This is a genomic window from Candidatus Binatia bacterium (assembly GCA_023150935.1).
Classification (GTDB): domain Bacteria; phylum Desulfobacterota; class Binatia; order HRBIN30; family HRBIN30; genus JAKLJW01.
Window position 1 is genome coordinate 1 of sequence record JAKLJW010000011.1, and the last position, 21146, is coordinate 21146.

Genomic DNA, 21146 nt, shown 5'->3' on the forward strand with positions numbered 1-21146 from the left:
CCGTCGAACGCCATCCCGATTTGCGCCCCTTCGGCCACCACCCGCGCCTGCATCGCGGCCGTGTGCAGGGCCCCGGCGTCACGGTTGATGTTATCGCCGTCGGGCGCGGCGCCGATGGTCGTAACGGCGGCGCCGAGCGCACGGAAGATCTCCGGCGCGACCCGGTAGGTCGCGCCGTGGGCGCAGTCGAGGACGATGCGCACCCCTCGTAACGCCGCGGACGTGGGCACCGTACCTACCACCGCGTCGACGTAGCGGCCCGACGCGTCCTCGACGCGGGTCACCGTGCCGATGCCGCTCCCGGTCGGCAACGCCGGCGCGTGGTCGGCCGCCGCGAGCAGGGTGGCCTCGATTTCCGCTTCGGCGTCATCGGAGAGTTTGAAGCCGTCACCGGCAAAGAGCTTGACGCCGTTGTCGCCAGCGGGGTTGTGCGAGGCCGAAACCACCACCCCCGCTGCGGCTCCGAGCCGGCGGGTCAGCAGCGCCACCGCGGGCGTCGGCAGCAACCCGGCGAGCAGCACTTCGGCGCCCGCCGCACATAACCCCGCGGCCACTGCGCTTTCGAGCATGTCGCCCGACCGGCGCGTGTCGCGGCCGATGACCACGCGCCGCTGCCCTCGCAATGCCGACCGGGTCCAGTGGCCAAGTGCCTGACCGACCCGCACCATCGTCTCCACCGTTATCGGCTCGACGTTCGCCGTGCCGCGAATCCCGTCGGTGCCGAACCAACGCCGCGCCCGGGTCACGTCACGTCCTCCAGCTCCGGGCCCCGGTGATTCGCCGGGAGCCCGCCGCGAGTCGGATCGAAGGGCCCATGAACCCGCAATAGCGGCTGATGGGCAGGGGCGTGTAACGACTTCGCCATGCCGCTGGTTCGTTCGCTTTCGGGCGCGCGCCGCTATCGGCCACGGCTGCTCCGCTTATCAGTCCAGAGCTTCAGGTCAACCGTCGCCGGATCGAGGTCGACGACCTCGAGACCGTTCGGAACCACGACCCGCGGCGTCAGTCGGTGCGTGCCGGCGCCCAGACCGTTGGCATCGACCTGCACCAGGATACGCGACGGACCGAGGTCTTCGAGCAGGCGCCGCGGGCCGCGCACCATTACCCGCACGGTCGCCGGCGTCACCCGATGCTTGAGGCCGGTGCGCTGAACATCGACGGCAACGCGACCGATCTCGCGCGCCGCCTGTACTTCGGCGATGCGCACCTGCACGGCGACGCGGTCGGCGCTGTACGTGAAGTAATCGCCAACCGGCTCCAGCAGGAGTTCGGTTTCCACCGTACCCGCGCCCGCGGCGCTGACGTCCAGCTTCTCGGTGCTCACGGCGTCAACCTTACGCAGGGGGGCCTCCGGCCCGGTGACCTCTATCGTCTCGGGGGCGAGTTGCGTGTCGACGACCTGCAAGTCCGGGGAGATCTTGCCCGCCAGACGCAAGCGGACCGGCACCACCTTCTGCGCGACGGGTTCCAGCTCCAGCGTCACCTGAGCGGGATTGATGCGCGCCACCGACACGCCGCGGGGCAGGTTGAGCGACTCGACGCCGAGACGGAAGACGGCCGGGCCCGGGCGAATTCCGTTCAGATCGAGACCGATCGACAGTCGGGTTCGATCGACGCGTCCGAGCAGCGTGCGCGGGCCGACGAGCCGCACGTCGATGAAGTCGACCCGGGGGCTGGTGATCATGAGGTTGGGCGGGATGTTGCGCAGCTCGAGCGCGGCCCGGAACGACTCCTCCGCGTCGCGCTCGCCGAAGTTGACGAAGGCCCACAGACCGAAGGCGATCGCCAGAGACAGCAGCTTCAGACTCAGATTACGGGTGAAGGCCTGTCGGATGCGCTCGCGGTCGAAGACCGTTTCACGAACCCGCGCCCACGCGTGCATCAGGTCTTTGCGATCGAGCTTCATCGCACCAAAAGTTGCTGCAAGGTAGCGCGCAGCGTCCCGGCGTCGACCCCGCGCGTCAGGCGGCCCTCGCGCACCAGCGAAATGGCCCCTTCCTCCTCGGAAATGACGATCACCACGGCGTCGGTTTCCTCGGTGAGCCCGATCGCCGCCCGATGCCGGGTCCCGAGGGTCTTGCTGACGTGAGGGTTCTGCGTCAACGGCAGAAAGCAGCCGGCCGCGATGATGCGGCCGCGGTGGACGATCAGCGCCCCGTCATGGATCGGCGAGGCCGGCTGAAAGATACTCGTGATCAGCTCCTTGCTGACCTGGGCGTCGAGGGTCGTTCCGCCCTCGACGTACTGGTTCAGCCCGACCTCGCGCTGCAGCACGAGTAACGCTCCGATGCGGCGGCTGGCCAGCAAGACCGCGGCGCGGACGATCTCTTCGAGATCCTGCTGCTGCATCTCCGGCATGCCGGCAAAGAAGCGCTGCGCCCCGACCTGAGTCAGGGCACGGCGGATGTCGTCCTGAAAGATGACGACGATGATGAGCAGGAAGGCGCTCAGGAAGTTATCGAGGATCCAGTTGAGGGTGTAGAGCTCGAAGTAACTCGACGACAGGAACAGCACGAACACGACCCCGAGACCGATGAGCATCTGCACGGCACGGGTGCCGCGGATGAGGTCCATCAGCCGGTAGATCACAAACGCGATTACCAGAATGTCGATGGCATCCTGAAGACGCAGATTTGCAAACAAGTCGAGCATCGAACCGTTCCGGCGCGGCGGAGTCCCCGATCCGCGCCCCGAAAGTCCAACGATCCCGGCTGGCCGCGACCGCCCACCACACGCGCGCCTGAGCTCCGCAAGTTCGCTTCCGCCTTACCTTTTTTGCCGCGCCGTTGCCAGCGCAAGGCATCGAACCGGGAAGCGCGGACGCCCCTTTCCCGCCGGCGACAATCGGGGTCTGCGGTGCGGGTCGCGCTCCGGTTGTCGGTTCCGGATGTACTTACGCCAGTGCGTCCGCACCGGCCATCGTCAGTGGCGGCGCGCCCCCCGCGCGACAGGCCCGGATGATCTCGTCGATCTCCGCACCGTCGAGCACCTCTTTCTCCAGCAGTACTTCGGCGATCTTGTGCAGGATGTCGATGTTCGCGGCCAGCAGGTCGCGCGCCTGCCGATAGCACTCGCTAACGATGCGGCGCACCTCGGCGTCGATCTCCACCGCGGTCTGATCCGAGTAGTCCTGCAGTTGCGTGAAGTCGCGCCCGAGAAAGATTTGCTCCTCCTTCTTGCCGAACGTCATCGGTCCGAGCCTGTCGCTCATGCCCCACTCGCACACCATCTTGCGCGCCCAGTCGGTGGTCTTCTCGATGTCGTCGGCCGCGCCGGTGGTGATGTGACCGAGAATCAGCTCTTCGGCCGCCCGCCCGCCGAAGCGGATCGTCAGACTGTTGAGGATAAACTCGCGGGTGTACGAGTGACGATCGTCGAGCGGGACCTGCTGAGTCACGCCGAGCGCCATCCCGCGCGGAATGATCGACACCTTGTGCACGGGGTCCGCCCCCGGCAGGAGCTTCGCCACCAGCGCATGCCCGGCCTCGTGGTAGGCCGTGTTGCGCCGCTCTTCCTGGCTCATGATCATGCTCTTGCGCTCGGCGCCCATCATGACCTTGTCCTTGGCGATGTCGAAGTCGGCCATGTCCACCCGCTCCTTGTTCTGGCGGGCGGCGAGCAGCGCCGCTTCGTTGACGAGGTTTTCCAGATCGGCGCCGGCAAACCCCGGTGTCCCGCGAGCCAGCAGGCCGAGATCGACGTCGGGAGAGAGCGGCACGCGCCGCGTATGGACGCGCAGGATACCTTCGCGCCCCTTGACGTCGGGCCGCGGCACGACCACGCGGCGGTCGAAACGGCCCGGTCTCAACAGGGCCGGATCCAGCACGTCGGGACGGTTGGTTGCCGCGATCAGGATGACACCTTCATTGGCCTCGAACCCGTCCATCTCGACTAGCAACTGGTTCAGTGTCTGCTCGCGCTCGTCGTGCCCCCCGCCGAGACCCGCCCCCCGGTGACGGCCCACCGCGTCGATCTCGTCGATGAAGATGATGCAGGGGGCGTTCTTCTTGCCCTGCACGAACAGGTCGCGCACGCGCGAGGCGCCCACGCCCACGAACATCTCGACGAAGTCCGAACCGCTGATCGAGAAGAATGGCACACCGGCCTCGCCGGCGATCGCCCGCGCCAACAGCGTCTTGCCGGTACCCGGAGACCCCACCAGCAGGACGCCTTTCGGGATCCGGCCGCCCAGCTTGGTGAACTTCTTCGGGTCCTTAAGGAACGCGATGATTTCCTCGAGCTCTTCCTTGGCCTCGTCGATACCCGAGACGTCGTTGAAGGTGACCTTGTGGGTGTTCTCGTTGAGCAGCTTGGCGCGGCTCTTGCCGAACGACATCGCCTTGCCGCCGCCCACCTGCATCTGTCGCATGAAGAAGATCCAGACGCCGATCAGCAAGAGCATCGGGAACCACTGCACGAACAGGACGATGTACCACGGATCGCCATCTTCCGGTTTAGCGGCGATCTTCACGGCCTTGTCGCGCAGCAGTTGGACCAGCCCCGGATCCTCCGGAGCGTACGTCTTGAAACGTTCCCCGTTCTGGTACTTGCCGCGGATGTTCTGGCCCTGGATGGTAACTTCCGTCACGTCGCCCTTTTCGACGGACGACAGGAAGTCACTGAAGACCACCTCGGGCTCCTTCGACTGCTGTTTGTTGAACAGATTGAACAGCAGCAAGAACATCAGCCCGAGGACCAACCACAGGGCTATGTTTCGTGAAACCTGATTCACCTAATCCCTCAGTAGAATAACGGCGTTACGCGACCCTAACACACGCCCTATGCACCAGCAACGGGCCGTTTGGGGGCCGGAGCGCTCGAAACCAGCCGCAAATCGGACCGAAACCGCAACGCGCCGGACCGGCGCTCGACCGCGCCGCCACCCGGCACGGGCACCAGCGCCCGCCCGCGACTCCCCACCGCCAGCGCCGCCATATCCTCCAGATGAACGCGACCGAGTCCGCGCAGGTGCCCGCGCTGCCGCCGCAACCAGAGGCGCACGACGCGCACCCGCAGAGCAAGCGGCAGACCTGCCATCCCCGCCACCGGCAGTGACCCGCCGAGCGGGACACGGCTTTCGACGACATCGTCGAGCCAGCGGTCCTCGGTGGCGAGCACGCCGGCAGTCGCGGCCAGAACGGCATCGATCGACGGGTTCAAGGCACGGAGCAGGGGCAGCACTTCGTGGCGAACGCGATTGCGCAGGAAGTGCCGGTCGTCGTTGCTGGCGTCCTCGCACCACGGCAGGCCGCGCGCCGCGAGAAAGGCGAGGACGTCGCCGCGGCTGCACGCGAGCAGTGGCCGGATAAGCCACCCGTCGCGTACCGGTTCCATACCCCCGAGACCGCGGCGCCCGGCACCGCGCACCAGGCGCATGAGCAGCGTCTCGGCCTGATCGTCGCGCGTGTGTCCCGTCGCCACGCGAGCGCAACCCTCGATGCGAGCCACCCGGCGCAGAAACGCATAGCGGCGGGCCCGAGCGCGGGCCTCGAAGTTGGCACCGGCTGGCAGGTCGGTGGCGCGTTCCACCGTAAAGGAGACACCGCAGCGCTCGGCAACCGTGGCAGCGACGGCGGCGTCGCGGTCGGCCTCCGCTCCGCGCACGCCGTGGTGCAGGTGAGCGGCGTGCAGCGTCACTTCGAGTCGCGGCGCCATCGCGGCCAGGGCCCCCAGCAGCGCCACCGAATCGGCTCCGCCGGAGACGGCAACGAGCACCCGGTCCCCCGGCGCGACCATGCCGTGGCGGGCAAGTGTGCGCCCGACGACCCCCAGAAATCGCTCGTCCGCTCGGCGGCCCATAGGGTCAGTGTCGCACCCCCGGCCCTCCGGAACAATAACCGCGGTCCACGGTCCGACGAACGCCGCCCACCGGGGCGGGGTGTAGCGGCAAACGTCAAAGCCGTCGCCGCGCGCAGCCTCGCAGGGCGTGCACCGTCTATTTCGGCTGCCGGCGGCCGTCCGCGCTCCGAGCCCACGCTGTAAATCGGCACGGCCGCGTGCTACGCCCGGTCGGCCAGTCACCGCCGCCGCCAATGGAATCCGCCAACGCCAACGCCGACCGCATCCTCGCCGTCGTCCGGCGGTATTGGGGTTACGACACCCTGCGGCCGTTGCAGCACGAGGCCATGCAGGCAGCCCTCGCGCAGCGCGATTCGCTCGTCGTGATGCCCACCGGCGGCGGCAAGTCGCTCTGTTACCAGGTGCCGCCCGCCGTCACCGGACGCACCGACATCGTCGTCTCGCCCCTCATCGCCCTGATGAAGGACCAGGTCGACGCCCTGAGCGCCTGCGGCTATCCCGCCGCCGCCCTGCACAGCGGCATGGACTTCGACGCCCTGCAGGATGCCCGGCAACGCATCGCCACCGGTCGGGTCCACCTCGTCTTCGTGGCCCCCGAGCGATTGCTGACGCCGCGCATGCTGGATCTCCTCGGCCGCGTCGACGTGCGCGCTTTTGCCATCGACGAGGCCCACTGCATCAGCCACTGGGGCCACGACTTCCGTCCGGAATACCGCCAGCTCACCCAGCTCAAGGAGCGCTTCCCGCAGGCCAGCGTCCACGCCTATACCGCCACCGCCACCCAGCGCGTGCGCGACGACGTCGTCGTGCAGCTCGGTTTGCAGGACCCGACCGTACTGATCGGCACGTTCGACCGGCCGAACCTCGTCTATCGCGTGCTACCGCGGCGGGACGCCGCGGCGCAGACACTGGAGGTAATTCGCCGGCATGCAGGCCAGGCCGGCATCGTTTACTGCATCAGCCGCAAGGACGCCGAGTCCATGGCCGCGGCCCTCGCCACGCGTGGCATCCGGGCGGCGCACTATCACGCCGGCATGTCGCCCGACGCGCGCCGGCGCACGCAGGATGCGTTTGCCGCGGAACAGATCGACGTCATCGCCGCGACCGTGGCCTTCGGCATGGGCATCGACCGCAGCGACGTCCGCTGCGTGGTGCACGCCGGCATGCCGAAATCGATCGAGCACTATCAGCAGGAGACGGGCCGGGCCGGCCGCGACGGTCTCGAAGCGGAGTGCGTGTTGCTGTACTCGGCCGCCGACGTCATCAAGTGGGAGTCGCTCATCGAGAGCAGTGCCGCCGCGGCCGAGGCGCCACCCGAGACCGCGGCGGCGGCGCGGCAACTGCTCGAGCAGATGCGACGCTTCGCCACCGCGGCGAGCTGCCGGCACGCGCGGCTATCGGAGTACTTCGGACAGTCGTACCCGCGGGACAACTGCGGCGCCTGCGACGTGTGCCTCGACGAGGTCGAGGGCGTCGCCGACGGCACCGTCATCGCGCAAAAAATCCTGTCGTGCGTCGCCCGCGCCGAGCAACGCTTCGGTGTCGAACACATCGCCGACATCCTGCTCGGGGCCAAGACCGAACGGATTCGCAACTGGGGACACGACAAGCTGACCACGTACGGACTGCTGAAGGACACCCCGCGCAAGGCGGTGGTGAACTGGACCTACCAGCTCCTCGACGCCGGCCTGCTGGCGCGCACCAACTCTGACCGCCCGGTACTGACCCTCAACGACGCGTCATGGGCGGTACTGCGCGGACAACGAACCGTGCGGTTGATTCAGCCGAAGGCCGACGGCGTCAAGACGGCGCCGGTCGATGCCGACTCCTGGGCCGGCGTGGAGCGCGGCCTGTTCGACCATCTGCGGGCCTGGCGGCGGCGGGTAGCCGACGGCCGCGGCGTCCCGCCGTTCGTCATCTTCGCGGATACGACGTTGCGCGAGCTGGCCCGCGCACGTCCGAGCAGTCCCGGGGCACTCCTCGCCGTGCGCGGCATCGGCGAGCGCAAGCTCGCCGACTTCGGCGACGAGCTGATCCGCGAGATCCGAACGTACTGCGACGCGCACGCGATCGCGACCGACACCGCCGCGGGCAGCCCGCCCCGGCGGACCGGCGCGGCGGACCGCTCACCCCGCTGACACCAACTCGAACTCCCGACCCCGCACCACCGCGCGACACCGGCGGCCGGCCGCAGCGCCGCGGGTCAGGCCCGCGCTTCGAAGTCCGCCAAACGTACCGGCAGACGCTTCGCGCCCCACCCGCCGGGGCGCGCGGCGAACCGTCCGGCGCACGCCGCCCCGCATGACCCGCAGTGGCCGTCTTCGGTCAGCCCCCAGGCGCCGATGTCGTACCAGTCGCGCTCGATCGTGACCTTGCCGCAGGCGTGGCAGTACGTGCTGCCGCCCTCGGGGTCGCGGACGTTGCCGGTATAGGCGTAGCGGACCCCGTTGCGCCGAGCGATCGTCCGAGCGCGAGTCAGCGTTGCGGGCGGCGTCGGCGGAACATCGAGCATCTTGTAGTCCGGGTGAAACGCACTGAAGTGCATCGGCACGTCGGGACCGAGACGGTCCACGACCCACCGGGTCATCCGGTCGAGTTCGTCGTCGCTGTCGTTGTGCCCGGGGATGAGCAGCGTCGTGAGCTCGAGCCAAACGTCCGTCTCTCGCTTCAGGTACTCCAGGGTCTCGAGCACGGGGGCGAGATGCCCGGCGGTAAGCTCGTGGTAGAACGTCTCCGTGAATGCCTTGAGGTCGACGTTGGCGGCGTCGATGTAACTGAAGAACTCGCGCCGGGGATCGGCGCATATGTACCCCGCCGTGACCGCCACCGTCCGCACGCCAACGGCGTGGCAGGCCCGCGCGACGTCAATTGCATACTCCATGAAGATCACCGGATCGTTGTACGTGAACGCCACGCTCCGGCAGCCGAGGGCCACGGCCGCCCGCGCGATCGTCGCCGGCGACGCGACGTCGGCGAGCGTATCGACCTCGCGCGACTTCGAGATGTCCCAGTTCTGACAGTACTTGCACGCCAGGTTGCAGCCGGCGGTACCGAAAGACAGCACCGCCGAACCGGGGAAGAAGTGGTTCAGCGGCTTCTTCTCGATGGGATCGACACAGAAGCCGCTCGAGCGCCCGTAGGTAGTGAGAACGACCTGTGCGCCCTGGCAGGCACGCACGAAACACATCCCGCGCTGCCCCTCGTGCAACCTGCACGCGCGCGGGCAGACATCGCACTGCACCCGCCCGTCTTCGAGCGCATGCCAGTACCGTGTGGGTACGGTAGCGTCCATACGACCCAGCTTAGTACTCTGACTTCATGGATTCGCCAACGTGTTCTTCATGATGCGACCCGCTCGCCCTAAACTACTATCGCCGAAAGTCTGCGCACGGCGCGAAGAAATCTTCAGGCCATGGAGCGGCAGTGCCTTCCCGTTCGTCCCGAGTAGCGCCTTCTTCTGGCGCGTATCGAGGGACAGGCTCGGCAGGGGCGCGCCCCTCGATACGGAGCCCGGGGGAAGGGCTCCTACTCGGGGCGAACGGGCTGGTTGTTCGCTTTGGGTTGCGGGCGGTAGCCCGCGCTAAGCTTGTCGAAGGGTGAGCGGGTGCGGATACGTTGCCATACTTATGCCGACGAGTACTTAGCACCGATGCCGATGAGTTAAGGAGGCCGCACGTGACCGGCGCCCTCTTCGGTCCGGCCGCTGAAAGGATGCGGCCGACCCGGCCGGGGTTCGCGCCCCCGGCCCGGGATCCAACCGAAAGCACCCTGGGAGGGCGAGGCTCCCGCCGAGCCGCCCTCAGTTCGTCGCGGCTCGGCTGAAGCCTCGCCCTCCCCGAGGCGTGGTCTTACGGACCGGCGGTCAGAACGCCAGGATTCCCTCGAGAAATCCGTAATCGCCGCCGTTGCCGGCGAAGTTCTCGTTGATCACGCCCTGCCCCCAGGCATGGCCGTACACCGCGTTGATCGAGAAGAAGTCGGTCGGCCGGACGCTGAGGAGGAAGTGCAGCAGATAGGCGAGCTCGTACTGGCCCTTCGCCGCGGTACCGCCGTACCCGAAGATCTTATTCTGCGTCGGACCGCCGCCGAAGTACGCGAAGTCGTCGCCGCTGTTCACTCGCAGCCAGTGGAAGTCGCTGCGCAGCGTGACGCGCGGATGCGGATCGAGGATGTTCTGGATGAACACGTCCTGGTTGTTCATCATATTGTAGAAGGGAAACATCGCGTACAGCCACGCCGTGGGTAGCATCTGGTAGAACGTCCCGTGGGTGTCGTCGTTGGGGTCGCCGTCGCCCGAGCCGCTGTTGATGCCGATGCGGGTCCACGGTTGCGCCCACACCTCCGGAAAGCGGTAGCCGCCCTCGACGCCATAGGCCCAGGCTTCCTGCGTCAGGCTCTGCCATTTGCCCAACTGCCCGTAAGCGTAGAGGGCGCCGTCCGCGAGCCCGGGCCCGAGTTCGTGGACGTGCGCGGCGTTGGCGCCGATCGTGAAGATGTTCGCCGGCCGGCCCCGATCCTTATTGCGCTGCGCCAGCGGACGGTTGTCGAGATAGACGATGTCGCGCCGGTCGTCGTAGTAGAAGGCGAAGAAGCGGCCGACCGTATTGCCCACAGCCGGCGCATCCTTGAGGTAGAGGGCCGCGCCGCCGACGGCGATGTCGAGCTGGCGGTTGCCGTCGACCTCGAAACCGCCCCAGGTGGGCGTGAACCCGAACGCCGTCAGATTGAAGAGGTCCCAGTCCTTGGAGACCTGCCCGCCGGTGAAGCTGCGGCCGACGTTGGTGTAGTCGAACGGTCCGAGCAGTCGTTGTGCAAAACGCTGCGCCTGAATCCACCGCAGGCTCGGGTTCTTCGCGGGCGCATCGAACCCGTCGAGGTAGAGCTGGCGGCCACCTTTCAACGTCAGACCGCTGAAGCCGAAGAGGTTGCGGATCTGGATCCAGCCCTGCCGCAGGAAGGCGCCGTTCTGGTCGGTCTCCGGCGTATTCTGGTAGTACGATCCGCCGACGCCGACGGCGTTGGCCGGCACCTCGGCAAGGGTCGTGTTCTGGAACTGCAGGAACACCTCGTAGGGGTCGCGCGTCACCCGCAGGCCGAGTTGGAACTTGTTGGCCAGAAAATCGTAACGGTAATCGGGGGTGGCCGAAGTCGGCGCCGGCTCGAACCAACTGACGAACTCGCCGCGCAGGCGGTTGAAGAACTCGAGTCGAATCGTACTGTCCCACGGTCCATCGATTTCCATCTTCGGGATCGTGAGCCCGCGCGCCGCCGATGCCGGCGCTGCCGCCGGAGCGGGCGCCGCCGGCGTCTGCGCCTCGGCCGCCATCGCCATCAGCGCCATTCCGAGAATCGCTATCCCTCGCTTCATGTCCGAACCCCTTTCCGTACCCCGTCTTGCGCGGCGCGGCGCATGCGCCCGTCTACTCTCCCGAGGCGGGGTCCGCCAGAGGGGGGGCGATTAATCCCCGGCACCGCGGGCGGAGTTGCGCAGCCGCACGCGTCGCCTCGCGCGTGAAGGACAGCGGATCCGTGCCCGCGGGGTGCGGAGCCGGGCGGCAATGTGTTACTGACGGGGGGTGTCCGCGCCGCCGAATTCGTCTTCTCCGCAGTTGTCCACGAAGCTGTTCTTCGGTGTGGGGTCGATCTCCGACGGGGCCAAGACGGCATCCTTCAACGTCTTCCTGTTGTTCTACTACAACCAGGTGCTGGGGTTGCCGGCGACGCTGGGCGGTGCCGCGATTTTCGTAGCCCTGTGCGTGGATGCCGTCACCGACCCGTTGGTCGGCTCGCTCTCCGACAACTGGCACTCCCGCTGGGGGCGGCGCCACCCGTTCATGTACGCCTCGGCGGTACCTACGGCCGCCTGTTTCGTGCTGCTCTTCAACCCGCCGGCCGGTCTCGGGCCCGGAGCGCTGTTTGCGTGGCTGCTGACCTTTGCGGTCGGCGTCAGGGCGTTTCTCACTCTCTACATCATTCCCAGCAGCTCGATGCTGCCCGAGCTGAGCTCGGACTACGACGAGCGCACGTCGTTTGTCAGCTATCGCTTCTTCTTCGGCTGGGTCGGCGGATTGACCACCGCCCAGATGGGGTACCTGTATTTCTTCGCGCCATCGGCCACGTTCGCCGACGGGCGTTTCGACGCGGCCGCGTATGGCGCCTTCGCGGTGGCAGCCGCCGGACTGATCGGGGCGGCAATCGTGACGTCCGCGCTCGGCACGCACCGACTCATTCCGCTGCTGAGAGTACCGGCAACACGTACCGCGTTCTCCCTGCGACGTCTGGCGCGAGAGGTCCGCGAGGTGCTGCGCAATCGGTCGTACCGGGCCCTGGTGCTCGGCGCTCTGTTCGCCGCCGTCGCCGCCGGCTTCAACGACGTCGTCGGGCTTTACATGAGTACCTACTTCTGGGGTCTGAGCACGGCGCAGATCGCCGTGCTGGTGTATGCGCTCGCCATCGGGGCCATGCTCGCGGTAGTCCTCGCACGGCCGGTCACGCACCGGTTCGACAAGAAACGCACGCTTCTCGGGCTCGCCGGCGGCGCCCTCGTGTTGGGCCCGTTGCCCGTGTTCCTCCGCTTGTTCGACCTGATGCCTCCGAACGGGTCGCCGTGGCTGCTGACGACGTTGTTCGTCCATGCGTTGTGCATGGTGACCGCGATCGTGTCGATCGGCATCTGTGTCTCGTCGATGCTCGCCGATACGGTCGACGAGCACGAACTGGCCACGGGCCGCCGGCAGGAGGGCATGTTCGTCGCGGCGATTTCGTTCGTCGGCAAGGCGACGTCGGGCCTGGGCGGCCTGCTCGCCGGCGTGGCACTCGATGCGATCGGATTCCCGCGCGGGGCAGAGCCCGGCGCCGTCCCCGAAAAGCTACTGGTCGACCTCGGCATCGTGGTCGGGCCGATACTTCTGCTGCTCTACCTTCTGGCGGTGGCGTGCCTGTCGCGTTACGACCTCACGCGCGCCCGCCACGGCGAGGTTCTGAGCGCACTCGCCCAGCGCCGCGCCGCCGGCGCGAGTTGATCCCGGTTCGAAGCAGAACGCCGGCCGCGGAGACGCGGGCCGCCGCGACCGCCGACAGGTTGGACACGCGTACGGGCATCGAACCGATCGAGATCGCGACGTTCGTGCGCGCGGCGGTTTCCGATTACAGATGTCTGCTTGCCCGCGGTCCGGTGCCTCAGCGGGTCCGCGGCGAGGTTCTTCTGCGCATTGCGGCGGACCCGCCTTCGACTACCAGCCCGGCAAACGTCGCCGCCCAGGCGGCGAGCGCGAACCAGACGAACAGCCGTGGAATCGCCATCAGAAACGGCTCGTCGATGACCTGCGCCAGCTCGATGGTGCAGGTCGTGTACATCCCGAGCGGGAAGACCATGCCCCAGAAGCCCGGGTTGTACGCGAGCGGGAAGCGGCGCACGAGGTGCCGCCAGACACCGAGCACGACGAGCATGGGTATCCATGCCGTCGCGGTTGCCCAGAACAGCAGAGTCAGCCCTTCCAGAAACGGTCGCAGGCGTCCGAGCAGCGCATCGTGCGCGGCGTTGGCGATAAGCACGTCGCCGGCGAGGGTCGAGATCGCCACGGCCCCCATATCGATCCAGTACGGCGGGCTCAGCTCGGACGGATCGAGCGCCACGAACATGTAGCGCTCGAAGATCATGGAGATGATCCAGATGTAGAGCATCCCGCCGGCGAGCCAGAACACGAGGGTCAGAAAGAGAATCTCGTGCGCTGCTCCGGGAAACTGGCCGGCGATCTTCCCGCCGAGGAGCGACACGCCCTGAGTCGCCACCACGGCCACCAGCCAGCCTCCGTTCAGACCGTGCTCCACATCCGGCTTCCGGCGCCGGGTCGTGAAACTGCCGAACACCGCGTAGATCAGCGGTACGTGGATCGCGGCCGCGAGCACCCAGAGAGCCGTGGCGATACGCGGCTGGTCGACGACCACAACGCACTGCGCCCCGAGGACGCAGGTGCCGGCGACGACAGTGAAATAGCCCGCGCCGCGCGCATGGTCGGTGAGGTCGGACAGCACCCGCCGCGGAAAGCGAGCGAGCCGCGCCAGGTAGAGCGCCCACAGGACCACGTACGCCACGGCGTTGACGGCGAGGAGGGCCAGGCCCACGGCCGTCAGCCCGAGCAGGCAACTGGCAATCGACACGATGCCGGTTGCCATGACCAGAGCGAAGTAGACGGGGTCGAGTGTCGCCAGCCCGCCGCCGGTGTCGGTTACCGATTCGATTCTTTCGGATCGTCCGCCAGCCACCGCCGCACCTCCTCCGGCCCCGCCCATTTCCGCGGTCGCGCGCGTTTACAACGTCCCCGCGTGCCTCCGGGGGGCACCGTACCACGAACGGACGCGCAACCGGAACGGATCGGCCATGACAGGGCCGGGATCCGGCGCTTACGCCTCGCGTGTGCGATGGCGCCTGCTGCCCGGGGTGTGGTGAGGTCGGCGCCGAAAACTCCGGTTCGGCCGAGCCTCGCGCTGTGGTAGAGACCCCGGTATGACACGACGAGGGAGGAAAGCGATGAACGGGCGATGGGTCGGCGGGGCAGCGATGCTTGGTGTAGCGGTCGTTTGCGGCTTCGCGCCGGCGGCGCTCGGCGCGATGACCACCTGCAGGATGGACTTCTCGCTCGAGGGCTGGTCGGCGTTTTACGAGTCGGCCAGCGGTCGGGGCACGATCACTTGCGACAACGGGCAGTCGGCCCGGGTGGACATTCGTGCCAAGGGTGGCGGACTGACGGTGGGCAAGATGAACGTCGTCGACGGCCACGGGCGGTTCTCGCAGGTGTCCGACATCCGCGACCTGTTCGGCAGTTACGCGACGATGGAAGCGGACGCCGGAATGGTGAAGTCGGCGAGCGCGCAGGTGGTTACCAAGGGCACGGTGTCGCTGGCCCTATCGGGGAAGGGGCAGGGCATCGAGTTGGGCGTGTCGTTCGGCGAGTTCGTCATCGAAAAGGCTGGCACCGAGCGGAAGAAATAGGTCGCGGTCCGGAAGCCTGGACAAGACATCGCGACCTTGAGGTCGCAAGAGCACTGCGAAGGCGGCGGTTACCCTGTTGTCAGGGAATCATGACCACGGATGAACACATCGCGGGCAAGCGCCCGCAACCCACGGTCTGACCATGCATGCCGTGGGCGGGCGAGGCTCCCGCCGAGCCGCCACACCGACGTTCGGGTAAGCGGCCCGCCAAACACATATCCACCGCAGGTACCGGCCGAGCGATAACGGTCGCCGGAGATAACGGCGATGAGGCCCGACCAGCAACGACCTGCACGTCATCACGGCTTACGAGCCGGACTCCGCCATTTGGGAGTCGGGCTGCAAGACCCGGAGGAAATCATGAAGGTGTGTATCTCGTGTAAGCAGGAGGGGTTGATCCAGCGCCGCCCTATCGGTTTCACGGCCGAGTTGCGGGGTGCGACCGTTGTTGTCCGCGGGGTTCCGGCGCTCGTTTGCGGGAACTGTGGAGAGGAGTATTTCGAGGAAGCCGAGGCCGCCCGCGTTCGCCAGATCGTCGAGGCCGCCGCCCAGGCCGGGACGCAGGTCAGCATCAGCGAGTACGAAGCCGCGGCATGAACGGCAAGCGGCCGTCGGCCCTATCGACGTTGGGGGGAATTGCACGATTTGACGCCGGGAGGGCCTCGTTCGCTGAGTCATCTCCCCTTTCTCGCCGAACCTCTACACGGCTCTCTTGGCCTTACTCATGCCGCTCGGTGGCACTCGTTCAACTCGTTCAGGTCGCCCTACGTCCGGTCCCCCGAGCGACAGGGTGAAGATGGCTGCCCCCGTACCGGTGCTCGGATAGCCTGGCGATGTGAGCACGGTGCAGGAAATCAAAGCGGCGATTCAGGATCTCTCTCCAGCCGAACGCAAGGAGCTTGTCGCCTCTCTGCCCGCTTTGTTACCGGAGCTGGACGGCGATGCGCTGTGGGAAGGCATCATCCGCGACACGCGGCCGCGGCCTGCTCTCTCTGCCTTGCTCGATCCGGTCGAGCAAGCCTACCAGCGTGACCCCACCGCATTCCCGGAGACCTCCGACACCGAGTTCGACCGTCGCTCGTGACCTCCGGGGGCACACCCGAGTTCTGGCGATTGTACCGGGAGCTGCCGCGCAACATCCAAGACGCCGCGCGCCTGGCCTACGGCAAGTTTCGCGAAGACCAGGCGCATCCCAGTCTTCGCCTGGAACGGTTGCGGAGTGACCCGCGAGCGTGGTCTGTACGCATCACCTTGAACTATCGCGCCGTCGCGCTGCGCCACGGTGATGATTAGGTTTGGGTCTGGATTGGCAACCATCAGGACTTCGAGCGTCGTTTTCCAGCTTGAGGCACGGGCCAGGGGTCCATGCGACCGTCCGCATCCCATCGTGGGCGACTGCCGACAAGACCGCCGGCTCTGGATCGGCATGGGCCGCCACTGCGCCGCGTACTTGCCGACGACCCATTCCATGTCAGCCCACCTCATCGGAGGAGGCAAACGACGAGGCGGCGAGAGGGATCCAGTTGAGGTGGAACGGGGACCGATGTCGATTCGGTCAGGAGCGCGATGCGGCCTCGACGCGGAGCCGATGTCCGCCCCCTCTTCGAGGTAAATCAAGGGCTATTCGGCCGATTTCCGGAGGAGGGTCTTCGTGGCTTCCAAAAGGTACGGCTTGGCGGACCGCAACGCGTGCTCTCGGCGTTCGCGCTCGACGAACTCGATCGCCTGCTGCTCAGTCATCCTCTTGCCGCGGTTGCGTCGCCACGCCTGCGCCAGCCCACGCGAGAGGGTGATTCGGACGAGGTTGCCATCCACAATCGCCTTGACGACCGTGCCGCGAGGCTACTCGCTCCCATCAACTCACGCAAGTGCAACTCATCTGGATCATCGGCGTGAAGCGGGCGGGCCAATCCAATCCCCAGACTCCGGGTGAATCAACGACGCCTTGTGGGTCGTGATGGCCCTGTGGACCAGGCCTTGCCGCGGCGGCGGGCTCGGCGACCGCGCCTCGGCCGGCGCCGGCTACCCATGCGCCAGCCAGGCGCCCCGCGGTTCGTGCGCTCAGTTCGCCGCCTTCTGTTTCGTCTTCGCTATGATCGTCAGCTGCCAGGCGCTGGTCGGCGGTGCGTTGCCGGTATCCGCCACAAACGCCGTGCAAGTCAGTTTCTTTGACGTGGCAAGGACGCGCGCAGAGCCTTTGCTGACGAAGCCCGCCGCCAGGTCGGAGTCGATCGAGATCCCAACGGCCGCGCTCCCGAAAGTCACAGTCGCTCCGGGGGCGACGCTGAGAGACGTTGCCACGGGGTTGTTGACCGCCGCGCCACCGGAAGCCCCGAAGACTTCTACGCCGACGGTGACAGCAACTGCGTCGAGGTTCGTGCAGGTGAGGAAGGCCGCGAGAAATCCCATGTCGACATAGCCCGGCACGGTGAAGATGTGCTGGGTAAAAGGCGCCGGAAGTGGGCTGTCGACAACGCCGGCGTTCGCCGGTGTCGCCAGGACGGGGCCGAAAAGGGTCGCCGCCGCGAAAGATGCAAATCGCTTCATGTCAAATCCTCCTTCTTCGCTTGTCTATGCCTTTCAAGCCGGATCGCGTTACTGTCACCCGCAAACCGAGCCCCAGTGAGACCGCCTCCCTGCGGCTCGTGCCTACTTCCTTCACTTTGCACTCGCTTCGAACTTGCAGCGGAGCTCGTCCTTCGCGTCGGCCGTGACACCCCCCTTCGTGACCGAGACCAGCCAGAGCGGCGCGTAGTGATGATCGATGCCGTGGGGTGGCAAGGCGACTGGCGTTCGGTTCTCGTCCCGCGGCCACTCCACGTCGCCGGTGGCCGTGCGCGCTGGAATGAGCCAGTAGTCGCCTGTGCGGTATTTGTATTCCTTCCCCTTCTCCGGCTTCGGGAACTGAATCTGTACGCCGTCTTCGATCGTCAGCCAAACGTGCTCTCCTTCGCTCTCTTTGACGGGCAGTGCACCATCGGCCGATTTCCGAGCTGCCTGATGATCCCAGCGCCGCAGCTGCGGATGTTTCGCCAGGTCCTGGCCGACGGTGGATTGCGACCCTCCAGACAGGGTCACTTGCCGGAGGTCGCGATCGATTCTCTCGACTCGCAGCAACGACTCGGCCCGATTCTGTAGGACGTAGTCATCATCCACAATCTCGACCCAGTCGCCCTGCTTCAGACCTAAACGATCGTCTCGACCGAAATGCGCCAGGGTGACCGTGTTTCCTGTCACCGGTTCCACGATCGGGAAGACCACCGAGCCGTTCTCACGCGACCACTTGAACGTCGCTGTGCCGGCGCTGCCGGACGTGTGGATCTCGACTCGGTACAGTTGATTGCCCGCGCCGTGGTAGCGCATTTCCGGCTGGGTCGTGCAGGGATCGGTCGATTTGCGGTCCACATGCGCCTGGGCCTTTAGCATTGGCTTGGGGCGGTCCGACAGCTTCTTGAGCTCGGCTTCCCAAGTGCCCTTCTGGGCCGGCAGCACCTTAACCTGCCAGACAACCTGGCTGCGCGTGGCGGTGTCGGGGCCATGCAGGCCTAAGGCGACTTCACGGATGCTGCCTTCCTCGATGCGACGATCATCCTGGAGATGCGTAATGTGGCGTTCCCAGACGTCGAGGTAGACGAGGTAGCTGTTGCCGTCTTGGAGCTCTGCTGCCGAATCGGGGAATGGGAAGCCCTTCTGCCCCGTGTAGAGGGGCTCCTGCGCGTTCTCGCACAGCACACCATCCACGTAATAGCGTCCCTTACCAATACCGAAGTTCTTCGATCCGCCATCCAGCTTCTTAATCTCAAACCCCAGATCGTCTCCTTTCGGCCCCCCGTGCGGTCCGATCAGATCCTTTGCCAGCGTCTGCAGGTAGTGCAGCAGAATCGAGACCTGCTCATTCCAATCCGCGTCGACCTGTACGCGGCCCTGCTGCATGAGGACGCGCAGGAAGTGCTGGCTCGGATCGAACGTGTCGCGCGAGAAGTCGCCGCGGAGTTCGCCGTGCGTCGGTCTGAACTCAAACTCGTTGCCCATGCGGTCTTCCTAGCTGGCGAAGATGATGCCGGTCTCCAGGTCGGCCGGCGCGTACTCGTCCAGCCGGGCACGCAGGTTGGCTTCCCGCTGCGGGTTGAAGAGATCGTGGAAGACGCCCATCTCCGACTCATCATCCGCCCCGCGGCGGATCTCCTCGGCGCAGGCGCTCGTGAGCTGACAGTACGCGGGAGTGCCGTAGCGGATGCTGTTGAATTGAGGGCGAACGCGTGTCCGCTCTCGTTCACGCGCTGAGTCGATCTCGGCCGCCAGCTCCTGCGGCGAAAGGGGCGGCACCGCATCCTTTGCCTCCCGCCGCAAGGTTTCTTGGACAAGGCGTACAGCGCCGTCCGGCTGGCACTCCTACCGCCGCGGGGTACGTGACTCGTGAGGTACGTAGCAGAAGCGCATGCAGCCGAGCTGGCGGCGCGCCACGCGGACGAATCCATGAAAGATGCAGTTCTCGGCCAGCTCGATCGCGTGCGTCTGCACGCGGCCGGTCACCGTGCTGCGCGCGATCGTGAGGACGGCGTGCGCTACGGGGCAGCCCGGGGCGTCCAGCGCTTCGCGCTCGGGGCTCGTCGCGTCGAGGATGCTGTCGCTGATGTGAATGCGGATTGGATCAGTCGTCACCTCGTCCTGGATCACCTGAATAGAGCCGAGGATACTGTGCTCGATGGTGGCGCGGGCTTGAGTGCGGTGCAGCTCCAGGCTCGGCTTGGCGGGCTGCTGTGGCTCGCAATCACCGTCAAGCGTCCAGCCCGGCACCAGCGTACAGTGGCGAATCGTCAGCTCGGCGAGGTCGCCGATGCGCGGTTCCGTCGTGTTCTCGCAACCACATCCTGACTGCGACGCAGAAGGAGGCGGCATTTCCGGGCCCGTCACCTGCAGCGCTCGGCCGACGATCAGCAGGCCGTCAAGCGTGATGCGGCTGCCGAAGCCCCCCGAAATCCTGAGGGCATCGACAAGCGCTCGGTGCCGGTTCGACAAGCCGATGACCGGCCGCTTGCCGCTGCTGGCGCGCAGCTGCAGGCTCTGGTTCGCTTTGAGGTGCAGCTTCAGGTCCTCCTCCTCGTACAAGCCGCTGTCGGTGATCTCGATGACGGCGTGCTGCCACCGTTTCCCCTGCTGCGATTGGTCTTGCTCCCATTGATCGAGTGCGCTGTTGATTGTCGGATGCTTCTCCCCCTCGCCGACGCGGTAGAGGACGTGCTCGGCCGGCAGCGACAACGGCCGGCGGTACTCGCCGCCACCGATGGCAGCGCTGAAGGCGTACTGGTACGACACCCATACCGCCCGATCGCGCGGCGCATGCGCCGGTGGAAACGCGATGCGCCCGCGCTCCGGATCGACGGCCACCTGGTCGCGGCGCGGCTGATACACCCAGTCCTTCAGATCGGCGACCACGATCTCGTGCGCCCCAATCGGTCGTAGTTTCGTATCACCAGCCCGGCATTCTGACTCCGGCGCGCCGAGCCAGATTTGCAGGCTCTTGCCCTCGCCGTAGTAGTCCTCCATGCGGTCCTCGAACGCGGGCCGGCGAAGCGGTGTTGGCAGGTTCAGCTCTTCGGCGATGTGCGTCGGCTCGGGCTCCGGCTGCGGGCGGGTATACAGCGGCGTGTCGTTGCCCAGGATGCTGAAGGTGTAGCAGTGCGAAGTTTCGTCGAGGCGGTAGGCCGGCGCCTTGGTCACCGAATAGGATCTGAGCCGCCAGACGACGACGCCGGCGCTGGGGATGTTATAGCGCCCCTGACTCTTGCGCGATGCGATGCTCCGGACGTCGACCGTGTATGCCAGCGTGTCGAACGGGCCGTCGATCCGGTCTAGCGCATCGCCGTCCCGTAAGTCGGCCGTGCGCCCGCGCGGCAGACGTGAGTGGTTGACGTGCTGGGTCCAACCCAGCAGCGGGAATAACTCGACAACGCGCGCCGGCCAGCCGGCGACATCGTTGGCCAGCAACTCGATGAGCGCGAGCGTTCCCTTGCGGCACCGGTAGCGAATGGTGTTCGCGACATCACGGCGCGGGATGAGGATCTTGTGGCGCTGCCGCCCGCGAACAGTCGCCACATCGCCCGGCTCGCCTGCGTCGTGGAGGAAGCGGTAGCCAATCACGTCGCCGATGTATGGTACCACCCAGTCCTGGCAGGTCTCGATGAACCAGTTCTCGTGGAGCTGAGTGATGTCGTCCTCGACGACGTTCACCTGCTCGGCGATCACCCGCAGCAGAGCCTTCAGAACGTGGCCGTTCTCGGCGTCGCGCTGGCGGTAGACGGCCGGCAGTAAGTTGTAGAGGCGGTCGATGCGCGGGTCGAGGTCGGCGCTCATG

Annotated in this window: 15 protein-coding genes and 1 pseudogene; 5 read left to right on the top strand and 11 right to left on the bottom strand. The window is 66.7% G+C overall.

The window, feature by feature from the left end; all coding sequences use genetic code 11:
- The 5 genes from glmM to tilS all read right to left on the bottom strand — a co-directional run.
- Positions 1-746 (bottom strand): phosphoglucosamine mutase (glmM, locus tag L6Q96_08645; protein MCK6554630.1); only part of this gene is annotated, 746 nt, incomplete at its 3' end.
- A gap of 152 nt (positions 747-898) precedes the next feature.
- The gene (locus L6Q96_08650; protein MCK6554631.1) at positions 899-1906 is read right to left on the bottom strand and encodes a hypothetical protein; all 1008 of its coding nucleotides are present in this window, start codon (positions 1904-1906) and stop codon (positions 899-901) included.
- Positions 1903-2652 (bottom strand): diadenylate cyclase CdaA, encoded by a 750-nt coding sequence (gene cdaA, locus L6Q96_08655; GenBank protein MCK6554632.1) that lies wholly within the window; start codon positions 2650-2652, stop codon positions 1903-1905. Before cdaA ends, L6Q96_08650 begins: the two co-directional genes overlap by 4 nt.
- 241 nt (positions 2653-2893) lie before the next feature.
- On the bottom strand, positions 2894-4732 hold the full coding sequence (gene ftsH / locus L6Q96_08660; GenBank protein MCK6554633.1) for an ATP-dependent zinc metalloprotease FtsH: 1839 nt from the start codon (positions 4730-4732) through the stop codon (positions 2894-2896).
- A 47-nt stretch (positions 4733-4779) separates the two neighbouring features.
- On the bottom strand, positions 4780-5799 hold the full coding sequence (gene tilS, locus L6Q96_08665) for a tRNA lysidine(34) synthetase TilS (protein MCK6554634.1): 1020 nt from the start codon (positions 5797-5799) through the stop codon (positions 4780-4782).
- A 233-nt stretch (positions 5800-6032) separates the two neighbouring features.
- Between tilS and recQ the strand changes: the two genes are divergently transcribed.
- Positions 6033-7937 (top strand): DNA helicase RecQ, encoded by a 1905-nt coding sequence (recQ, locus tag L6Q96_08670; protein MCK6554635.1) that lies wholly within the window; start codon positions 6033-6035, stop codon positions 7935-7937.
- Positions 7938-8002: 65 nt separating this feature from the next.
- On the opposite strand, the gene amrS is transcribed toward recQ, so the two are convergent.
- Positions 8003-9091 (bottom strand): AmmeMemoRadiSam system radical SAM enzyme, encoded by a 1089-nt coding sequence (gene amrS / locus L6Q96_08675; protein MCK6554636.1) that lies wholly within the window; start codon positions 9089-9091, stop codon positions 8003-8005.
- 570 nt (positions 9092-9661) lie between these two features.
- Complete coding sequence (locus L6Q96_08680) at positions 9662-11167, bottom strand: alginate export family protein (GenBank protein MCK6554637.1); 1506 nt, start codon at positions 11165-11167, stop codon at positions 9662-9664.
- Between the two features lie 241 nt (positions 11168-11408).
- Between L6Q96_08680 and L6Q96_08685 the strand changes: the two genes are divergently transcribed.
- On the top strand, positions 11409-12821 hold the full coding sequence (locus L6Q96_08685; protein ID MCK6554638.1) for an MFS transporter: 1413 nt from the start codon (positions 11409-11411) through the stop codon (positions 12819-12821).
- 157 nt (positions 12822-12978) lie between these two features.
- On the opposite strand, the gene L6Q96_08690 is transcribed toward L6Q96_08685, so the two are convergent.
- Positions 12979-14064, bottom strand: coding sequence for a tellurite resistance/C4-dicarboxylate transporter family protein (locus tag L6Q96_08690; GenBank protein MCK6554639.1), 1086 nt, complete (start codon positions 14062-14064; stop codon positions 12979-12981).
- A gap of 265 nt (positions 14065-14329) precedes the next feature.
- Here L6Q96_08690 and L6Q96_08695 point away from each other — a divergent pair, with 265 nt between their 5' ends.
- The 3 genes from L6Q96_08695 (at position 14330) to L6Q96_08705 (ending at position 15875) form a co-directional block, all read left to right on the top strand.
- Positions 14330-14791, top strand: a complete 462-nt coding sequence (locus tag L6Q96_08695) for a hypothetical protein (protein ID MCK6554640.1) — start codon at positions 14330-14332, stop codon at positions 14789-14791.
- 360 nt (positions 14792-15151) lie between these two features.
- Complete coding sequence (locus L6Q96_08700) at positions 15152-15388, top strand: YgiT-type zinc finger protein (GenBank protein ID MCK6554641.1); 237 nt, start codon at positions 15152-15154, stop codon at positions 15386-15388.
- Positions 15389-15626: 238 nt separating this feature from the next.
- Complete coding sequence (locus L6Q96_08705) at positions 15627-15875, top strand: hypothetical protein (protein ID MCK6554642.1); 249 nt, start codon at positions 15627-15629, stop codon at positions 15873-15875.
- 977 nt (positions 15876-16852) lie between these two features.
- Here the strand turns inward: L6Q96_08705 and L6Q96_08710 are convergent.
- The 3 genes and pseudogenes from L6Q96_08710 to L6Q96_08720 all read right to left on the bottom strand — a co-directional run bounded on the left by L6Q96_08710 (position 16853) and on the right by L6Q96_08720 (position 21145).
- Positions 16853-17338 (bottom strand): hypothetical protein, encoded by a 486-nt coding sequence (locus tag L6Q96_08710; protein ID MCK6554643.1) that lies wholly within the window; start codon positions 17336-17338, stop codon positions 16853-16855.
- 111 nt (positions 17339-17449) lie between these two features.
- Positions 17450-18823, bottom strand: a complete 1374-nt coding sequence (locus L6Q96_08715) for a DUF6519 domain-containing protein (protein ID MCK6554644.1) — start codon at positions 18821-18823, stop codon at positions 17450-17452.
- A gap of 9 nt (positions 18824-18832) precedes the next feature.
- Positions 18833-21145, bottom strand: a pseudogene (locus L6Q96_08720) (hypothetical protein).
- Position 21146: the final 1 nt, after the last annotated feature.

Excerpts from the sequence above, each read along its gene's own strand:
- L6Q96_08700 (MCK6554641.1), top strand. The coding sequence starts at position 15,152 with ATGAAGGTGTGTATCTCGTGTAAGCAGGAGGGGTTGATCCAGCGCCGC.
- recQ (MCK6554635.1), top strand. The coding sequence starts at position 6,033 with ATGGAATCCGCCAACGCCAACGCCGACCGCATCCTCGCCGTCGTCCGG.
- cdaA (MCK6554632.1), bottom strand. The coding sequence starts at position 2,652 with ATGCTCGACTTGTTTGCAAATCTGCGTCTTCAGGATGCCATCGACATT.
- L6Q96_08710 (MCK6554643.1), bottom strand. The coding sequence starts at position 17,338 with ATGAAGCGATTTGCATCTTTCGCGGCGGCGACCCTTTTCGGCCCCGTC.
- amrS (MCK6554636.1), bottom strand. The coding sequence starts at position 9,091 with ATGGACGCTACCGTACCCACACGGTACTGGCATGCGCTCGAAGACGGG.
- tilS (MCK6554634.1), bottom strand. The coding sequence starts at position 5,799 with ATGGGCCGCCGAGCGGACGAGCGATTTCTGGGGGTCGTCGGGCGCACA.
- L6Q96_08650 (MCK6554631.1), bottom strand. The coding sequence starts at position 1,906 with ATGAAGCTCGATCGCAAAGACCTGATGCACGCGTGGGCGCGGGTTCGT.
- L6Q96_08695 (MCK6554640.1), top strand. The coding sequence starts at position 14,330 with ATGAACGGGCGATGGGTCGGCGGGGCAGCGATGCTTGGTGTAGCGGTC.
- L6Q96_08680 (MCK6554637.1), bottom strand. The coding sequence starts at position 11,167 with ATGAAGCGAGGGATAGCGATTCTCGGAATGGCGCTGATGGCGATGGCG.
- L6Q96_08715 (MCK6554644.1), bottom strand. The coding sequence starts at position 18,823 with ATGGGCAACGAGTTTGAGTTCAGACCGACGCACGGCGAACTCCGCGGC.